General features: G+C 56.2%; 7 protein-coding genes, 2 tRNA genes and 4 rRNA genes. 5 read left to right on the forward strand and 8 right to left on the reverse strand.

Annotated features, from left to right (window positions below):
- Nucleotides 1-50: 50 nt before the first annotated feature.
- Genes CFBP1590_RS26685 through CFBP1590_RS26695 form a run of 3 tightly spaced genes read left to right on the forward strand, consistent with a single transcriptional unit; the run spans nt 51 to nt 4,966 of the window.
- On the forward strand, nt 51-998 hold the full coding sequence (locus CFBP1590_RS26685) for a diiron oxygenase (RefSeq protein ID WP_088236297.1): 948 nt from the start codon (nt 51-53) through the stop codon (nt 996-998).
- Nucleotides 995-4,453 carry a non-ribosomal peptide synthetase gene (locus CFBP1590_RS26690; protein ID WP_088236298.1) on the forward strand — a complete coding sequence of 1,153 codons (3,459 nt, stop codon included), beginning with the start codon at nt 995-997 and terminating at the stop codon, nt 4,451-4,453. Before CFBP1590_RS26685 ends, CFBP1590_RS26690 begins: the two co-directional genes overlap by 4 nt.
- A 33-nt stretch (nt 4,454-4,486) precedes the next feature.
- On the forward strand, nt 4,487-4,966 hold the full coding sequence (locus tag CFBP1590_RS26695; protein ID WP_088236299.1) for an SRPBCC family protein: 480 nt from the start codon (nt 4,487-4,489) through the stop codon (nt 4,964-4,966).
- Between the two features lie 72 nt (nt 4,967-5,038).
- Here the strand turns inward: CFBP1590_RS26695 and rrf (CFBP1590_RS26700) are convergent.
- From rrf (CFBP1590_RS26700) to CFBP1590_RS26740, 8 genes are all read right to left on the reverse strand, one after another.
- Nucleotides 5,039-5,154 (reverse strand): 5S ribosomal RNA (gene rrf, locus CFBP1590_RS26700).
- 108 nt (nt 5,155-5,262) lie between these two features.
- Nucleotides 5,263-5,378 (reverse strand): 5S ribosomal RNA (gene rrf / locus CFBP1590_RS26705).
- A gap of 151 nt (nt 5,379-5,529) precedes the next feature.
- A 23S ribosomal RNA gene (locus CFBP1590_RS26710) occupies nt 5,530-8,422 on the reverse strand.
- A 227-nt stretch (nt 8,423-8,649) separates the two neighbouring features.
- Nucleotides 8,650-8,725: transfer RNA gene (locus CFBP1590_RS26715), tRNA-Ala, on the reverse strand.
- Between the two features lie 44 nt (nt 8,726-8,769).
- Nucleotides 8,770-8,846: transfer RNA gene (locus CFBP1590_RS26720), tRNA-Ile, on the reverse strand.
- Between the two features lie 96 nt (nt 8,847-8,942).
- Nucleotides 8,943-10,479 (reverse strand): 16S ribosomal RNA (locus tag CFBP1590_RS26725).
- Together the 16S, 23S and 5S rRNA genes with 2 tRNA genes alongside form the textbook arrangement of a ribosomal RNA operon.
- Nucleotides 10,480-11,066: 587 nt before the next feature.
- Nucleotides 11,067-12,290, reverse strand: coding sequence for a CaiB/BaiF CoA transferase family protein (locus tag CFBP1590_RS26735; RefSeq protein ID WP_179302837.1), 1,224 nt, complete (start codon nt 12,288-12,290; stop codon nt 11,067-11,069).
- A gap of 9 nt (nt 12,291-12,299) precedes the next feature.
- Nucleotides 12,300-13,481, reverse strand: a complete 1,182-nt coding sequence (locus CFBP1590_RS26740) for an acyl-CoA dehydrogenase (protein WP_029241618.1) — start codon at nt 13,479-13,481, stop codon at nt 12,300-12,302.
- Nucleotides 13,482-13,636: 155 nt separating this feature from the next.
- Here CFBP1590_RS26740 and CFBP1590_RS26745 point away from each other — a divergent pair, with 155 nt between their 5' ends.
- On the forward strand, nt 13,637-14,545 hold the full coding sequence (locus CFBP1590_RS26745; protein WP_029241619.1) for a LysR family transcriptional regulator: 909 nt from the start codon (nt 13,637-13,639) through the stop codon (nt 14,543-14,545).
- A 427-nt stretch (nt 14,546-14,972) separates the two neighbouring features.
- Nucleotides 14,973-16,094 carry a Re/Si-specific NAD(P)(+) transhydrogenase subunit alpha gene (locus CFBP1590_RS26750; protein WP_088236300.1) on the forward strand — a complete coding sequence of 374 codons (1,122 nt, stop codon included), beginning with the start codon at nt 14,973-14,975 and terminating at the stop codon, nt 16,092-16,094.
- The last annotated feature ends 1 nt before the right edge of the window (nt 16,095 follow it).

The following is a 16,095-nucleotide window of genomic DNA, read 5'->3' on the forward strand; positions in this document are numbered from 1 at the left end:
CGAGGGCTGCCCTCAACGGTCAGCGCTCAAGCCTCTACAAGGAAGCCATCATGAAAGCAGAAGACTACAGCTCGTTCATCGATGCGTGGGAAGGTCGCGCCACGATTCGCACTCGCCCACGCCGAATCGTCGAGAACGATGAAAAACTGATCTACCCGCTCAGCCGCCAGCCACTGGTGCTCAGCGAAACCTTCAGCCGCGAATGTGCGCATTTGCGTGATTACGCGCTGGTTCAGAGCCTCTACAAATTCATCAATGATGTGGTGATCTTCGAAACCGAGATCGTCGACAAGACCGCGCGCAGTATCGCCAAGGACAACTTCGCGATTCGCTTTCCCTTCGCCTGCCGCTACGACGCCATGACGGTGGTGGTGGATGAGGACTACCACGCGCTGGTTGCCATGGACTTCATGCAGCAGACCATCGCGCTGACCGGCATACAGCCCATCGAACTGCCGGGTGAAATCGAACTGAGCCGGGCGATCCCTGCGGCGCTTGCACTGGCGCCGGAACACCTGCGCAGCGCTGTAGAGCTGATCTGCGTCGCGATTGCGGAAAACACCGTGACCAACGATGTGGCGGCCTTTGCCAGAGACGACTCGGTCAAGCAGTCGGTCAAGGGCCTGATGGCCGACCACCTGCTGGACGAAGGTCGCCACTCAGGCTTCTGGGCGCGGCTGGTGCGTATCTACTGGCACACGGCAAGCGAGGAGGACCGCCAGTGCATCGCTGACATCATGCCGGTGTTCATCGCGCAGTACCTGACCAGCGACATACAGCACGGCTTTGACTTCACGCTGATCGAGCATCTGCCGGTCGCTGAATCGGTCAGGCAAGCACTCAAGGCTGAATCCCTGGCGGTGAGTTTTCCGATAAACCGCCATCACCCACTGATCGGCAACATCATGCGCTTTTTCAAGGCCAGCTCGATGCTGGACGCCCCGTGTGTACAGAAAGCGCTGGCCGATTACCTGCCCGCCCAGGGGATGCTGCAATGAAACGCCTGGAGATCGTGCTTCTCGGTCACAGCCTGACCCTCAGCGAACTGAATACCGAACTGCAGGCTCACGGTCATGCCGTGCATCACCTGACTGACTTGGCCGCACTGCAATCACAAAGAACGTCTCACGCCTCGACGCTGATTGAGGACGGCAGCCTGGCGTTGGGCGGTGAGGACTTGAAAGGGTTAGGCCAGCCGGCTGTGTTGAGCCTGCGTGTCGGGCTGGACAACACTGCAGGATCGCTTCCACGGCTGGAGCTGTTGTGTTGGCATGGATCGGCCAAGGCACAGCGTCTGATTGTTCGCGAGTGGCTGCCCGTCGAACCTTCGGGCAATGGTCGAATGCTGCGAGACAACGCTGTTGCCGCATGGGTGGACATCATCGCCCTGCAGGTGAGCCGACGCTCACGGGACGATCATTACTTCGATGATCTGCCCGTGGCGCAGCCTGCTCAGAGCGAGCGCCAGGACGGCTTGCAGGCAATCGATGCGCTGCTGTTCGAGCATCAGTTCAACCAGACCGCGAAAACGGAGCTGTTGCAGCTGGCGGAAACGCCGCTTACCCGGCGGCTGGCGCTGGCCTTGCAGACCTTTGCAGAGCGGCCAGCCTTGTCGGTTCAGGATAAGTCGTACAGTTATCGCGAACTGGCCATGTACAGCGCCGCCATTCAGCGTCATCTATTGCCGCTCATTGCACAGGCCGGCAACACGGATATGCCACCCGTGATCGGTATCTGCCTGCCCAAGTGCGCGGCACTGTATGCCGGCGTGCTTGCGATCCTGGGTTGCGGAGCGGTTTACCTGCCGCTCGACCCGGCTCTGCCGTTGCAGCGGCAGCAGTACATCCTCGAAAACGCCGGGGCGAGGCTTTTGCTGCATGACGGATCGCACCCATTGGCGGCCGCCGAGTTTCCCGCACTGAACATCAGTGCCATGCAGATCCCGGAGACAGTCCCTCTCGCAGCAAACGCTTACCCTGCCTGCGATGCGCCGTGCATGGCGCTTTATACATCGGGCACGACGGGGCATCCCAAGGGCGTTCTGCTCAGCCAGCGCAACCTCAGCCATTTCACGGCCTGGTATGCGGACTACGTGAACCTGAATCAACACAGCCGGGTGCTGCAATTCTCGACCCTGAGTTTCGATTCATCAGTGATCGACATTTTCCCGACTTGGCTCAGTGGTGCCGAACTGGTGGTGCCCGACGAGGATCAGCGGCGTGATCCGCTGCAACTGGTCAGCGCCTTGAAGGCCGGGCTTACCCATGCGTTTCTGCCCCCCGCATTGCTGAGCATCCTGCCGTTGGATCAGCCATTGGGGCTCAAGCATGTCGTGACCGGAGGTGACGTCTGTGAGCCTCACGTGATCGCGCAGCTCACCGGGCAGTGTCAGTTTCACAACCTGTACGGGCCGACCGAAGCGACGGTGCTGGTGACGGCCGGGCAGTTCCAGCCAAACAGCAGCAACCGCAATCTGGGCAGACCGATCGCCAACAGTCAGGTCTGGATTCTCGATGACCAGTTGCGGCCTGTGCCACAGGAGGTTCAGGGCGAGCTGTACATCGTCGGACCCGGGGTTTGTCTGGGCTACCTCAACAATCCCGAACTGACGGCTGAGCGCTACGTGTGGCTGACGCGTCCGGACGCTGAGCGAATGCGCGCCTATCGCACCGGCGACATGGCCAAGTGGACCGCAGAGGGTATCGAGCTGAGCGGACGTCGCGACAATCAGGTGAAGATTCGCGGCTTCAGGGTCGAGCCTGAAGAGATCGAGCATTGTCTGCGTGCCAGTCAGCTGTATCGACAGGTCGCAGTGGTCGTCGATGCGCAGCGGCGCATTCTGGCCTTCGTCGCTCAGCCTCACGGTGCCCAGAATGATGACTCGACGCTGAGCGCGTTGAAGGCTCATACCCAGCAGTTGCTGCCTTACTATATGCATCCAGTTGCCTATACCAAGGTCGATGCCTTGCCATTTGCCAGCAATGGCAAGACTGATCGCAAGGCATTGCTGGAGCTGCCGGTGAGCTTCAGCGATCAGCACTCACGGCGCCTGCCGGAAAACGAGCGGCAGGAACAGCTAGTGGCGTTGTGGGGCGAGTTGCTGGAGCTGCCAACCGGTGACATCTCGACTGACGAGAGTTTTTTCAATCTGGGTGGCCACTCGATTCTGCTCTCGCGCATGCTGTTGGGTATTCGCGAGCGGTTCGGACGCAGCATCCCCATCAACCGCTTCATAGAAGCACCGACCGTACTGACGCTCGCAAGCCTCCTCGATAGCGAAGGCAGCTCGACCTATACCATCAGCCCGAAAGCGCTGATGGATGCGAATCCGCACGTACAGGTAACGGCGCTGCCTGTCAGCAAGCTGGGCGACGTTCACAAGGTGATCGTAACCGGGGCCAACGGGTTTCTGGGTGTGCATATCGTCCAGGCGCTGCTGGACTGGGGCGCGACCGAGATTGCGTGTCTGGTGCGTGAATCGGCCGGGCATAGCGCACAGGAGCGCTTCGAACAGTCGCTGGCGGAGAACAGACTCGGGCATCTGGACTTGAGTCGAGTGACGGTCTATCCAGCCGACGTCACCCAGCCGCGTCTGGGTTTGAGCGAAGCGGTGTATGAGCGGCTGGACCGTGACTTCGGTGCGCTGGTGCATAACGCAGCCAACGTGAACCACGTTCAGGATTACGAAGCGCTGTTCAAGGACAACGTTGGGCCTGTCTTCGAATGCCTGAAGTTGTGTGAAGGACGCAGCAAGAAGGTTTTCAATTTCGTCTCGACCTTGTCTGCCTGCAGCGCAATTGATGGCACCGGCGCCGTGCTTGAACAACCGGCTGCCGCTACGCCGCCTATCTACATCAAGAACGGTTACAACCTCACCAAATGGGTCGCTGAACATATTTTGCAGCACGCCAGGGATCAAGGTGTGTGGGTCAACATTTACCGACCCGGCAACATTGCCTTCAACAGCCGCACTGGCGTTTGTCAGCCGCAGAAGAACCGCTTGATGCTGATGCTCAAGGGGTCCCTGCAGCTGGGTCAGGTCCCGGCGTTCGACATCAACTTCGACCTGATGCCGGTGGACTTCCTCGCACGTTTTATTGGCTTTCACGCCAGTCGCTATCAGCCCGAGCGCGCCGTATTCAACCTGCATAACCCTGAGCTGTTGAGCTGGAACCACTACGTGGAGTCGTTCCGCGAGGCGGGTCGCGAGTTCAAGTTGGTCAGCGTTGCTGATTGGCAGACACAACTGAGCCGGGTCGACAGCGATAACGCCCTGTTTGGCGTACTGGGCTTCTATCTGGACGGCTTTGAAGAAGACATCGGGGACATCTCGATGATCGAGCACCAGAACACCCTGGCTGGCGTCCGCCAGATGGGCGAGCAGTACCCGCAGAAAACCCCCGCGCTGTTGCGCAAGGGCTGCGATTACCTGAAGGAAATCGACTTCATCTGAGTCGAGTCATCAATAAACGAAATGGAGAACGACATGAACACGATCCACAGCAATCTCAAGCCTGACACCCTCATCAAGAACCCTACGCTGTGCCGTGTGTCGGTAGCGGTGGAGATCCCGAGCGATGCCAACAGTGTGTGGGCAGTCGTAGGAGACTTCGGTGGCTTTCAAGCGTTCATTCCTGCGTTGGAGAGTACTGAAGTCACCGGCAAAGGTGTCCGCTCGGTACGCAAGAAGCTGTTCAAGGACGGCAACTTTGCGATCGAGCAATTGAACAGCCGGGATGATCACGCGTTGTACATGACGTGGTCGCTGATACACACCAGTTTGCCTGTCGGCAATCTGTGGGCATCCATGACGGTGCAGTCCAAGGGTGACAACGAGTGTGTGGCTACCTGGACGATCATTGCCGAACCCGATCAGGGAGGTCCTGAAACATTGCCGAACTTCGAGGCGTTTCTACAGGGCTTCGCAGACAGCGCCATGAGTAACGCACGCAGTCTGTTTGCCTGACTCTGCAGTTATTCAGAGCCGGAAAAGACAAAACCCCTCATCGCGCAAGCGATGAGGGGTTTCGGAATTGAATCTTGACGATGACCTACTCTCACATGGGGAAACCCCACACTACCATCGGCGATGCATCGTTTCACTGCTGAGTTCGGGATGGAATCAGGTGGTTCCAATGCTCTATGGTCGTCAAGAAATTCTGCAGCCGATCCGTTAGCCAGTAACGTGTCAGCGAAAAGGGTGACTTCTACTAAAAGACAAAACCCCTCACCGCGTGAGCGATGAGGGGTTCTGGAATTTAATCTTGACGATGACCTACTCTCACATGGGGAAACCCCACACTACCATCGGCGATGCATCGTTTCACTGCTGAGTTCGGGATGGGATCAGGTGGTTCCAATGCTCTATGGTCGTCAAGAAATTCGGGTACCGAAGCGTGCCGTGCGGCGCGATTCAGCAAATCGGGTATGTGATATCGGTGTCGTTCGTGACGCAAACTTTCGGTTCGTGTCGTCTTCACAGTCACCGCAATCTGTGCTCGTTCGAGTCGCAGATTGCTTGGGTGTTATATGGTCAAGCCTCACGGGCAATTAGTATTGGTTAGCTCAACGCCTCACAGCGCTTACACACCCAACCTATCAACGTCGTAGTCTTCGACGGCCCTTCAGGGAACTCAAGGTTCCAGTGAGATCTCATCTTGAGGCAAGTTTCCCGCTTAGATGCTTTCAGCGGTTATCTTTTCCGAACATAGCTACCCGGCAATGCCACTGGCGTGACAACCGGAACACCAGAGGTTCGTCCACTCCGGTCCTCTCGTACTAGGAGCAGCCCCTCTCAAATCTCAAACGTCCACGGCAGATAGGGACCGAACTGTCTCACGACGTTCTAAACCCAGCTCGCGTACCACTTTAAATGGCGAACAGCCATACCCTTGGGACCGGCTTCAGCCCCAGGATGTGATGAGCCGACATCGAGGTGCCAAACACCGCCGTCGATATGAACTCTTGGGCGGTATCAGCCTGTTATCCCCGGAGTACCTTTTATCCGTTGAGCGATGGCCCTTCCATACAGAACCACCGGATCACTAAGACCTACTTTCGTACCTGCTCGACGTGTCTGTCTCGCAGTCAAGCGCGCTTTTGCCTTTATACTCTACGACCGATTTCCGACCGGTCTGAGCGCACCTTCGTACTCCTCCGTTACTCTTTAGGAGGAGACCGCCCCAGTCAAACTACCCACCATACACTGTCCTCGATCCGGATAACGGACCTGAGTTAGAACCTCAAAGTTGCCAGGGTGGTATTTCAAGGTTGGCTCCACGCAGACTGGCGTCCACGCTTCAAAGCCTCCCACCTATCCTACACAAGCAAATTCAAAGTCCAGTGCAAAGCTATAGTAAAGGTTCACGGGGTCTTTCCGTCTAGCCGCGGATACACTGCATCTTCACAGCGATTTCAATTTCACTGAGTCTCGGGTGGAGACAGCGCCGCCATCGTTACGCCATTCGTGCAGGTCGGAACTTACCCGACAAGGAATTTCGCTACCTTAGGACCGTTATAGTTACGGCCGCCGTTTACCGGGGCTTCGATCAAGAGCTTCGCTTGCGCTAACCCCATCAATTAACCTTCCGGCACCGGGCAGGCGTCACACCCTATACGTCCACTTTCGTGTTTGCAGAGTGCTGTGTTTTTAATAAACAGTCGCAGCGGCCTGGTATCTTCGACCGGCGTGGGCTTACGCAGTAAATGCTTCACCCTCACCGGCGCACCTTCTCCCGAAGTTACGGTGCCATTTTGCCTAGTTCCTTCACCCGAGTTCTCTCAAGCGCCTTGGTATTCTCTACCCAACCACCTGTGTCGGTTTGGGGTACGGTTCCTGGTTACCTGAAGCTTAGAAGCTTTTCTTGGAAGCATGGCATCAACCACTTCGTGTCCTAAAGGACACTCGTCATCAGCTCTCGGCCTTGAGACCCCGGATTTACCTAAGATCTCAGCCTACCACCTTAAACCTGGACAACCAACGCCAGGCTGGCCTAGCCTTCTCCGTCCCTCCATCGCAATAACCAGAAGTACAGGAATATTAACCTGTTTTCCATCGACTACGCTTTTCAGCCTCGCCTTAGGGACCGACTAACCCTGCGTCGATTAACGTTGCGCAGGAAACCTTGGTCTTTCGGCGTGGGTGTTTTTCACACCCATTGTCGTTACTCATGTCAGCATTCGCACTTCTGATACCTCCAGCAAGCTTCTCAACTCACCTTCACAGGCTTACAGAACGCTCCTCTACCGCATCATCAAAAGATGATACCCGTAGCTTCGGTGCATGGTTTGAGCCCCGTTACATCTTCCGCGCAGGCCGACTCGACTAGTGAGCTATTACGCTTTCTTTAAAGGGTGGCTGCTTCTAAGCCAACCTCCTAGCTGTCTAAGCCTTCCCACATCGTTTCCCACTTAACCATGACTTTGGGACCTTAGCTGACGGTCTGGGTTGTTTCCCTTTTCACGACGGACGTTAGCACCCGCCGTGTGTCTCCCATGCTCGGCACTTGTAGGTATTCGGAGTTTGCATCGGTTTGGTAAGTCGGGATGACCCCCTAGCCGAAACAGTGCTCTACCCCCTACAGTGATACATGAGGCGCTACCTAAATAGCTTTCGAGGAGAACCAGCTATCTCCGAGCTTGATTAGCCTTTCACTCCGATCCACAGGTCATCCGCTAACTTTTCAACGGTAGTCGGTTCGGTCCTCCAGTCAGTGTTACCTAACCTTCAACCTGCCCATGGATAGATCGCCCGGTTTCGGGTCTATTCCCAGCGACTAGACGCCCTATTAAGACTCGCTTTCGCTACGCCTCCCCTATTCGGTTAAGCTTGCCACTGAAAATAAGTCGCTGACCCATTATACAAAAGGTACGCAGTCACCCAACAAAGTGGGCTCCCACTGCTTGTACGCATACGGTTTCAGGATCTATTTCACTCCGCTCTCCGCGGTTCTTTTCGCCTTTCCCTCACGGTACTGGTTCACTATCGGTCAGTCAGTAGTATTTAGCCTTGGAGGATGGTCCCCCCATATTCAGACAAGGTTTCTCGTGCCCCGTCCTACTCGATTTCATTGCAAAGAGACTTTCGCGTACAGGGCTATCACCCACTATGGCCGCACTTTCCAGAGCGTTCCGCTACTCTCAATCCAACTTAAGGGCTGGTCCCCGTTCGCTCGCCACTACTAAGGGAATCTCGGTTGATTTCTTTTCCTCAGGGTACTTAGATGTTTCAGTTCCCCTGGTTCGCTCCATACACCTATGTATTCAGTGTAAGGTAACCATCTTATGATGGCTGGGTTCCCCCATTCAGACATCTCCGGATCACAGTCTGTTTGCCGACTCCCCGAAGCTTTTCGCAGGCTACCACGTCTTTCATCGCCTCTGACTGCCAAGGCATCCACCGTATGCGCTTCTTCACTTGACCATATAACCCCAAGCAATCTGGTTATACTGTGAAGACGACATTCGCCGAAAGTTTGTTCTCACAAACTTTACCTTAGCCTGTTCACCACCAGTGAAAGTGGTCAACAGTCTATTTCTTTCTATCACATACCCAAATTTTTAAAGAACGATCTAATCAAAGACTAGAAATCAACATTTAGCCTTCATCCGAAGGAAATGCTCATTTCTAAGCTTTACAGAAGCAGTAAATGGTGGAGCCAAGCGGGATCGAACCGCTGACCTCCTGCGTGCAAGGCAGGCGCTCTCCCAGCTGAGCTATGGCCCCGTAACCGGGTGTCGTACGCGCTCTGACCAACTTCACCAGGTAACTGGTGGGTCTGGGCAGATTCGAACTGCCGACCTCACCCTTATCAGGGGTGCGCTCTAACCAACTGAGCTACAGACCCAATATAGGGTGTGCAAAGCAAAAGCTGCTTCTAATCGTCTTCTTCAATGAATCAAGCAATTCGTGTGGGTGCTTATGGTGCAGCTGAGTCGTCGATTAAGGAGGTGATCCAGCCGCAGGTTCCCCTACGGCTACCTTGTTACGACTTCACCCCAGTCATGAATCACACCGTGGTAACCGTCCTCCCGAAGGTTAGACTAGCTACTTCTGGTGCAACCCACTCCCATGGTGTGACGGGCGGTGTGTACAAGGCCCGGGAACGTATTCACCGCGACATTCTGATTCGCGATTACTAGCGATTCCGACTTCACGCAGTCGAGTTGCAGACTGCGATCCGGACTACGATCGGTTTTGTGAGATTAGCTCCACCTCGCGGCTTGGCAACCCTCTGTACCGACCATTGTAGCACGTGTGTAGCCCAGGCCGTAAGGGCCATGATGACTTGACGTCATCCCCACCTTCCTCCGGTTTGTCACCGGCAGTCTCCTTAGAGTGCCCACCTTAACGTGCTGGTAACTAAGGACAAGGGTTGCGCTCGTTACGGGACTTAACCCAACATCTCACGACACGAGCTGACGACAGCCATGCAGCACCTGTCTCAATGCTCCCGAAGGCACTCCTCTATCTCTAAAGGATTCATTGGATGTCAAGGCCTGGTAAGGTTCTTCGCGTTGCTTCGAATTAAACCACATGCTCCACCGCTTGTGCGGGCCCCCGTCAATTCATTTGAGTTTTAACCTTGCGGCCGTACTCCCCAGGCGGTCAACTTAATGCGTTAGCTGCGCCACTAAAATCTCAAGGATTCCAACGGCTAGTTGACATCGTTTACGGCGTGGACTACCAGGGTATCTAATCCTGTTTGCTCCCCACGCTTTCGCACCTCAGTGTCAGTATGAGCCCAGGTGGTCGCCTTCGCCACTGGTGTTCCTTCCTATATCTACGCATTTCACCGCTACACAGGAAATTCCACCACCCTCTGCCCTACTCTAGCTTGCCAGTTTTGGATGCAGTTCCCAGGTTGAGCCCGGGGATTTCACATTCAACTTAACAAACCACCTACGCGCGCTTTACGCCCAGTAATTCCGATTAACGCTTGCACCCTCTGTATTACCGCGGCTGCTGGCACAGAGTTAGCCGGTGCTTATTCTGTCGGTAACGTCAAAACAATAACGTATTAGGTTACTGCCCTTCCTCCCAACTTAAAGTGCTTTACAATCCGAAGACCTTCTTCACACACGCGGCATGGCTGGATCAGGCTTTCGCCCATTGTCCAATATTCCCCACTGCTGCCTCCCGTAGGAGTCTGGACCGTGTCTCAGTTCCAGTGTGACTGATCATCCTCTCAGACCAGTTACGGATCGTCGCCTTGGTGAGCCATTACCTCACCAACTAGCTAATCCGACCTAGGCTCATCTGATAGCGCAAGGCCCGAAGGTCCCCTGCTTTCTCCCGTAGGACGTATGCGGTATTAGCGTCCGTTTCCGAGCGTTATCCCCCACTACCAGGCAGATTCCTAGGCATTACTCACCCGTCCGCCGCTCTCAAGAGAAGCAAGCTTCTCTCTACCGCTCGACTTGCATGTGTTAGGCCTGCCGCCAGCGTTCAATCTGAGCCATGATCAAACTCTTCAGTTCAAACATCTAACTGGGTTTTGAGAAAACCCTAAACTTGGCTCAGCAATCGTTGGTTACATCGTTGATTTCTCGCGGAGTAACTTGGGTTGCTGATAATCTGTTGACTTCAGTCTGACACCACAAGCACCCACACGAATTGCTTGATTCAGTTGTTAAAGAGCGGTGGGTTGAGCCTTTCGTCTCAACCGAGGCGCGCATTCTACAGCGTCCTCTGTAACTGTCAAGCGATTATTTTCTGAAGTTTTCCAAGTTTCCTTATCAACTTCAATCACTTGCGCTTCGATCAACTCTGCGTTGCTCGTCAGCGGGAGGCGAATTCTACAGCGTTACAACCGCGTGTCAAACTCTTTTTTCTCACCGCTGTCGATTCAGAAAAACTCGACCGACTTCCTCGCTGACCTCATTCGATAAACCCTTGTAACTCATTGAACTACAAGGCTTTTTCGTTTCCGTCTGCGCCGGAAGTGGGGCGAATTATAGACACCTCAACGAGCGCGTCAACCGTTATTTTCAAATCAGATGAAATTAGTGGATCCCAAGCCTATGGCTATATAGAGACGGCCAAAACCCGGCCTATCTATATATAGCTACAACACGCCCGCCTCCTTGAGAGCCGCCACCTCATCCCCACTCATACCGAGCAACGCCTGCAGAACCTGCGCTGTATGCTCCCCCAGCAAGGGAGGCGCACGCCGATACTCCACCGGTGTCTCGGACAATCGGATCGGGCTGGCCACCTGCGCCACACGACCACCCAATGCATGCGGCAACTCAATAGCGAGTCCGCGGGCAAGCACCTGGGGATCGTCAAACACCTGCGCCAGATCGTTGACCGGCCCACAAGGCACGCCTGCCGCTTCCAACTCATCCACCCACTGCGCCGTCGTCTTGAACACGGTTGCCTGGCGTATCAGCGGTATCAGCTCACCCCGATTGGCCACGCGCAGCTTATTGGTGAGAAAACGAGGATCTGTCGCCCACTGCGACTGCCCCGCCACCTCGGCAAACTTACGGAACTGGCTGTCGTTGCCTACAGTGAGGATGAAATCCCCATCGGCAGTCGGGAAGTCCTGATACGGCACGATGTTCGGATGGGCATTCCCCAGCCGCTTTGGCGCGACTCCAGTCGTCAGGTAATTCATTGCCTGATTGGCGAGGCAGGCGACCTGCACGTCCAGCAATGCCATATCGATGTACTGACCCACGCCGCTTTGATCACGATGGGCCAGCGCAGCAAGAATAGCGGTCGTCGAATACAACCCGGTCAATATGTCAGTCAGCGCCACCCCGACCTTTACAGGCCCGCCACCTTCATCGCCATCAGGTCGGCCAGTCAGGCTCATCAAACCGCCCAACCCCTGAATCATGAAGTCATAGCCCGCGCGCTTCGCATAAGGACCTGTCTGACCAAACCCGGTGATGGAGCAATAGATAAGCTTCGGATTCACAGCCTTTAACGACGCATAGTCCAGACCATAGGCCGCCAGCCCACCCACCTTGAAATTCTCGATCACGATGTCGGACTTCGCCACCAGCTTCCGCACCAGCCGCTGACCTTCAGGGCGCGTAAAGTCGATGGTCACCGATTGCTTGTTCCGATTGGCCGACAGGTAGTAAGCCGCCTCGGTTGTATTCTGCCCCGCCTCATCCTTCAGAAACGGCGGCCCCCATGAGCGGGTGTCGTCGCCGCACACCGGCCGCTCGACCTTGATGACATCCGCACCCAGGTCGGCAAGTATCTGCCCTGCCCAAGGGCCGGCCAGCACACGCGACAGATCCAGCACCCGGATATGAGAAAGCGCGCCCATGATCCGCCCTCCTTAATAGAAGGCCTGAATGCCGGTCTGCGCACGACCCAGAATCAGCGCATGCACGTCGTGCGTGCCTTCATAGGTATTGACCACTTCCAGATTGACCAAATGGCGCGCGATACCAAACTCATCGGAGATGCCGTTACCGCCAAGCATGTCACGCGCCATGCGTGCGATATCCAGAGACTTGCCGCAGGAATTGCGCTTCATGATCGAGGTGATCTCCACTGCAGCGGTTCCCTCATCTTTCATGCGCCCCAGACGCAGGCAGCCCTGCAGGGCCAGCGTGATTTCGGTCTGCATGTCAGCCAGCTTCTTCTGGATCAACTGATTGGCCGCCAGAGGCCGACCAAATTGCTGACGATCAAGCGTGTACTGACGCGCCGTGTGCCAGCAGAACTCCGCAGCACCCAAAGCCCCCCAGGAAATACCGTAGCGTGCCGAGTTCAGGCAAGTGAACGGCCCTTTGAGCCCGCGCACGTCCGGAAAGATGTTCTCTTCGGGCACGAATACGTTATCCATCACGATCTCGCCGGTGATGGAGGCCCGCAGACCGACCTTGCCGTGGATCGCCGGAGCGCTGAGACCCGCCCAGCCTTTCTCGAGAACGAAGCCGCGGATATCACCCGCGTCATCCTTCGCCCAGACCACGAACACGTCGGCAATCGGGCTATTGGTGATCCACATCTTGCTGCCGGTCAGGCGATAGCCGCCCTCGACACTCCTGGCTCGGGTGATCATGGCGCCCGGATCGGAACCGTGGTTGGGCTCGGTCAGACCGAAACAGCCAATCCATTCGCCGGAGGCCAGCTTGGGCAGGTACTTCTGTTTCTGCGCCTGCGTACCGAACTCGTTGATGGGCACCATGACCAACGAAGATTGCACGCTCATCATGGAGCGGTAACCGGAGTCGATACGCTCGACCTCACGGGCAATAAGGCCATAGCACACATAATTGAGGCCGCTACCACCAAACTCTTCGGGAATGGTCGCGCCCAGCAATCCCATTTCGCCCATCTCGCGAAAGATGGCCGGATCGGTCTGCTCATGCCGAAAGGCTTCCAGTACTCGTGGGGCAAGCTTGCTCTGGGCGAACTGTTCGGCGCTGTCACGAACCATGCGCTCTTCTTCAGTGAGCTGCTGATCCAGCAAAAGAGGATCGATCCAGTTGAAACTCGCTTTGCCGCTCATAACCTGCCCTCACGTATGCCTGAATGGTGTGTGCCTGATCCTAGACCCGGATCGCCGCATCGACAAACGAGGATTCCTCAACCTGTTGTGCTAATTTCTCACTCCGAAACGTTGCGAAGCTCGACAAATCAGAGCGATCAGTGAGGACACCGTACATGAGACGCAAGATACCCAGCACCACCGCACTGATCAGCTTCGAGTCTGCCGCGCGCCACGAGAGCTTCACCAGGGCCGCCGAGGAACTGTCGCTCACCCAAGGGGCCGTATGCCGACAGATCGGTAGTCTGGAAGCGTTTCTTGGCCTCGAGCTTTTCCGGCGCTCACGGCGCGGCGTGAAGCTGACGGAAGCCGGACTTTCCTACAGCCGTCGGGTCGCCCTGCAGCTGGATGCCGTGGAGCGCGACACGCTGTCGATCATGGGTCAGCAGGGAACGAGCGTCATCGAGCTTGCCGTGGTGCCAACCTTCGGCACTCAGTGGCTGCTGCCTCGCCTGAGGGACTTCCAGAACAGGCACCCTGAAGTGACAGTCAACCTCACCAATCGCACACGTCCGTTCCTGTTCGCCGATACCGACTTCGACGCCGCGATCTACTTTGGCGATGCCGAGTGGTCGGGCACCGAAGCACATCGGCTGATGAGTGAGAACTCCATGCCCGTCTGCAGCCCCGCCTTCATGCAAGGCCGCGAGCATCTCGATGCGAGCGAGCTGGCCGAACTGCCGCTGCTTCAGCAAACCACGCGCCCCTACGCCTGGCGACAGTGGTTCAACGCTCAGAACCTCAACATCGCACGCGACATGACAGGCCCTCGCTACGAGTTGTTCTCCATGCTTGCGCAAGCCGCCATGCACGACATGGGCGTGGCGCTGATCCCACCCTTCCTCATTCAGCGCGAGCTGCATGAAAAACGCCTTGTGATTGCCAACGCCCGTTCGTTACCGAGTAACAAGGCTTATCACCTGATGATTCCGGAGCGAAAAGTCGAATCAGCATCATTGCGGGCTTTCCGCGACTGGCTCATTGATCAGGCAAATGGCTACACGCTGCCATCCGTAAGGGCTTGAGCCTCTGTGACAAGGCGTAGTGCATGATGCTTATCACCTACAGATATAAGCATATGTCGCATATACAACAGTTGTACGATGACCCTCAACAATGCCTTAAACCTTCTATTTATAAGGGTTAAAGCCCGTTTTTTCAGGGTTTGCGGCTGCGTTCAGGAAAAACGTCGGTCTTTAGCCAAATCCAGCTATAAACTCAGAAAATCCCCGTAAACAAAGGCCTGAAGGCGACCTGTGCGACAATAGGTCACAGGATGACTTGTAGTTAATTTTCAGTCTCGTTACAGAATTTGTTGAAGCCCTTTGACTTCGCCTGCAAAATGCGGCGCTCCCTGTATTCAGGGGCGTGCTGACCGGCTACTCCAGACGCACCAGCCGTAGTGCACTGGTTTATTCATGAAGATAAAAAGATCGCGCAGGAGATTCTGTCGTGCACATTGGTGTTCCTCTCGAAACCCAGTCAGGTGAAACCCGGGTGGCTGCCACCCCGGAGACCATCAAGAAGCTGATCAGCCAGGGACATAGCGTCACTGTACAAAGCGGAGCAGGCATTCATGCCAGCGTACCGGACAGTGCCTATGAGGCCGCAGGCGCCGCCATAAGCGGAGCCGACGACACCTTCGCCAGCGAACTTATCCTCAAGGTCGTGGCCCCGAATGAAAGCGAACTGACGCTTATAAAGAGCGGCACGATCGTGATCGGGATGCTCAACCCCTTCAATAACGAGAACATCGCCCGGATGGCCGAGCGTGGCATTACCGCCTTCGCGCTTGAAGCCGCTCCAAGAACCTCGCGAGCGCAGAGTCTTGATGTGCTGTCCTCGCAAGCCAACATCGCCGGTTACAAGGCCGTCCTGCTCGCCGCTCATCACTACCCGCGCTTCATGCCGATGCTCATGACGGCCGCCGGAACGGTGAAAGCTGCCAGGGTGCTGATCCTCGGCGCCGGTGTGGCCGGCCTGCAGGCGATCGCCACTGCCAAGCGTCTGGGTGCAGTGGTCGAAGCGTCGGACGTGCGACCGGCTGTGAAAGAGCAGATCGAATCGCTGGGTGCAAAATTCATAGATGTCCCTTACGAGACCGACGAAGAGCGCGAATGCGCTGAAGGCGTCGGTGGTTACGCACGCCCCATGCCCGCCAGCTGGATGCAGCGTCAGGCTGTCGCCGTGCATGAACGCGCAAAGCTTTCGGACATCGTCATCACCACCGCGCTGATCCCCGGCCGCAAGGCACCGGTACTCCTGAGCGCAGAAACTGTGGCGCAGATGAAGCCCGGCTCTGTGGTGATCGACCTCGCAGCCGCTCAGGGCGGCAACTGTCCTCTGACTGTGGCAGATCAGGTCACCATCGAACATGGCGTCACCCTCGTTGGCTATACCAACCTGCCCGCATTGGTCGCAGCCGATGCCTCGGCACTGTATGCGCGCAACCTGCTGGACTTCATGAAGCTGCTGTTCGACAAGGACGGCGCATTCTCGATCAACCTGGAAGACGACATCGTCGCCGCGTGCCTGATGTGCCGCGACGGCCAGGTCATCCGCAAGAACGGCTGAG

The organism is Pseudomonas viridiflava (assembly GCF_900184295.1).
Classification (GTDB): domain Bacteria; phylum Pseudomonadota; class Gammaproteobacteria; order Pseudomonadales; family Pseudomonadaceae; genus Aquipseudomonas; species Aquipseudomonas viridiflava.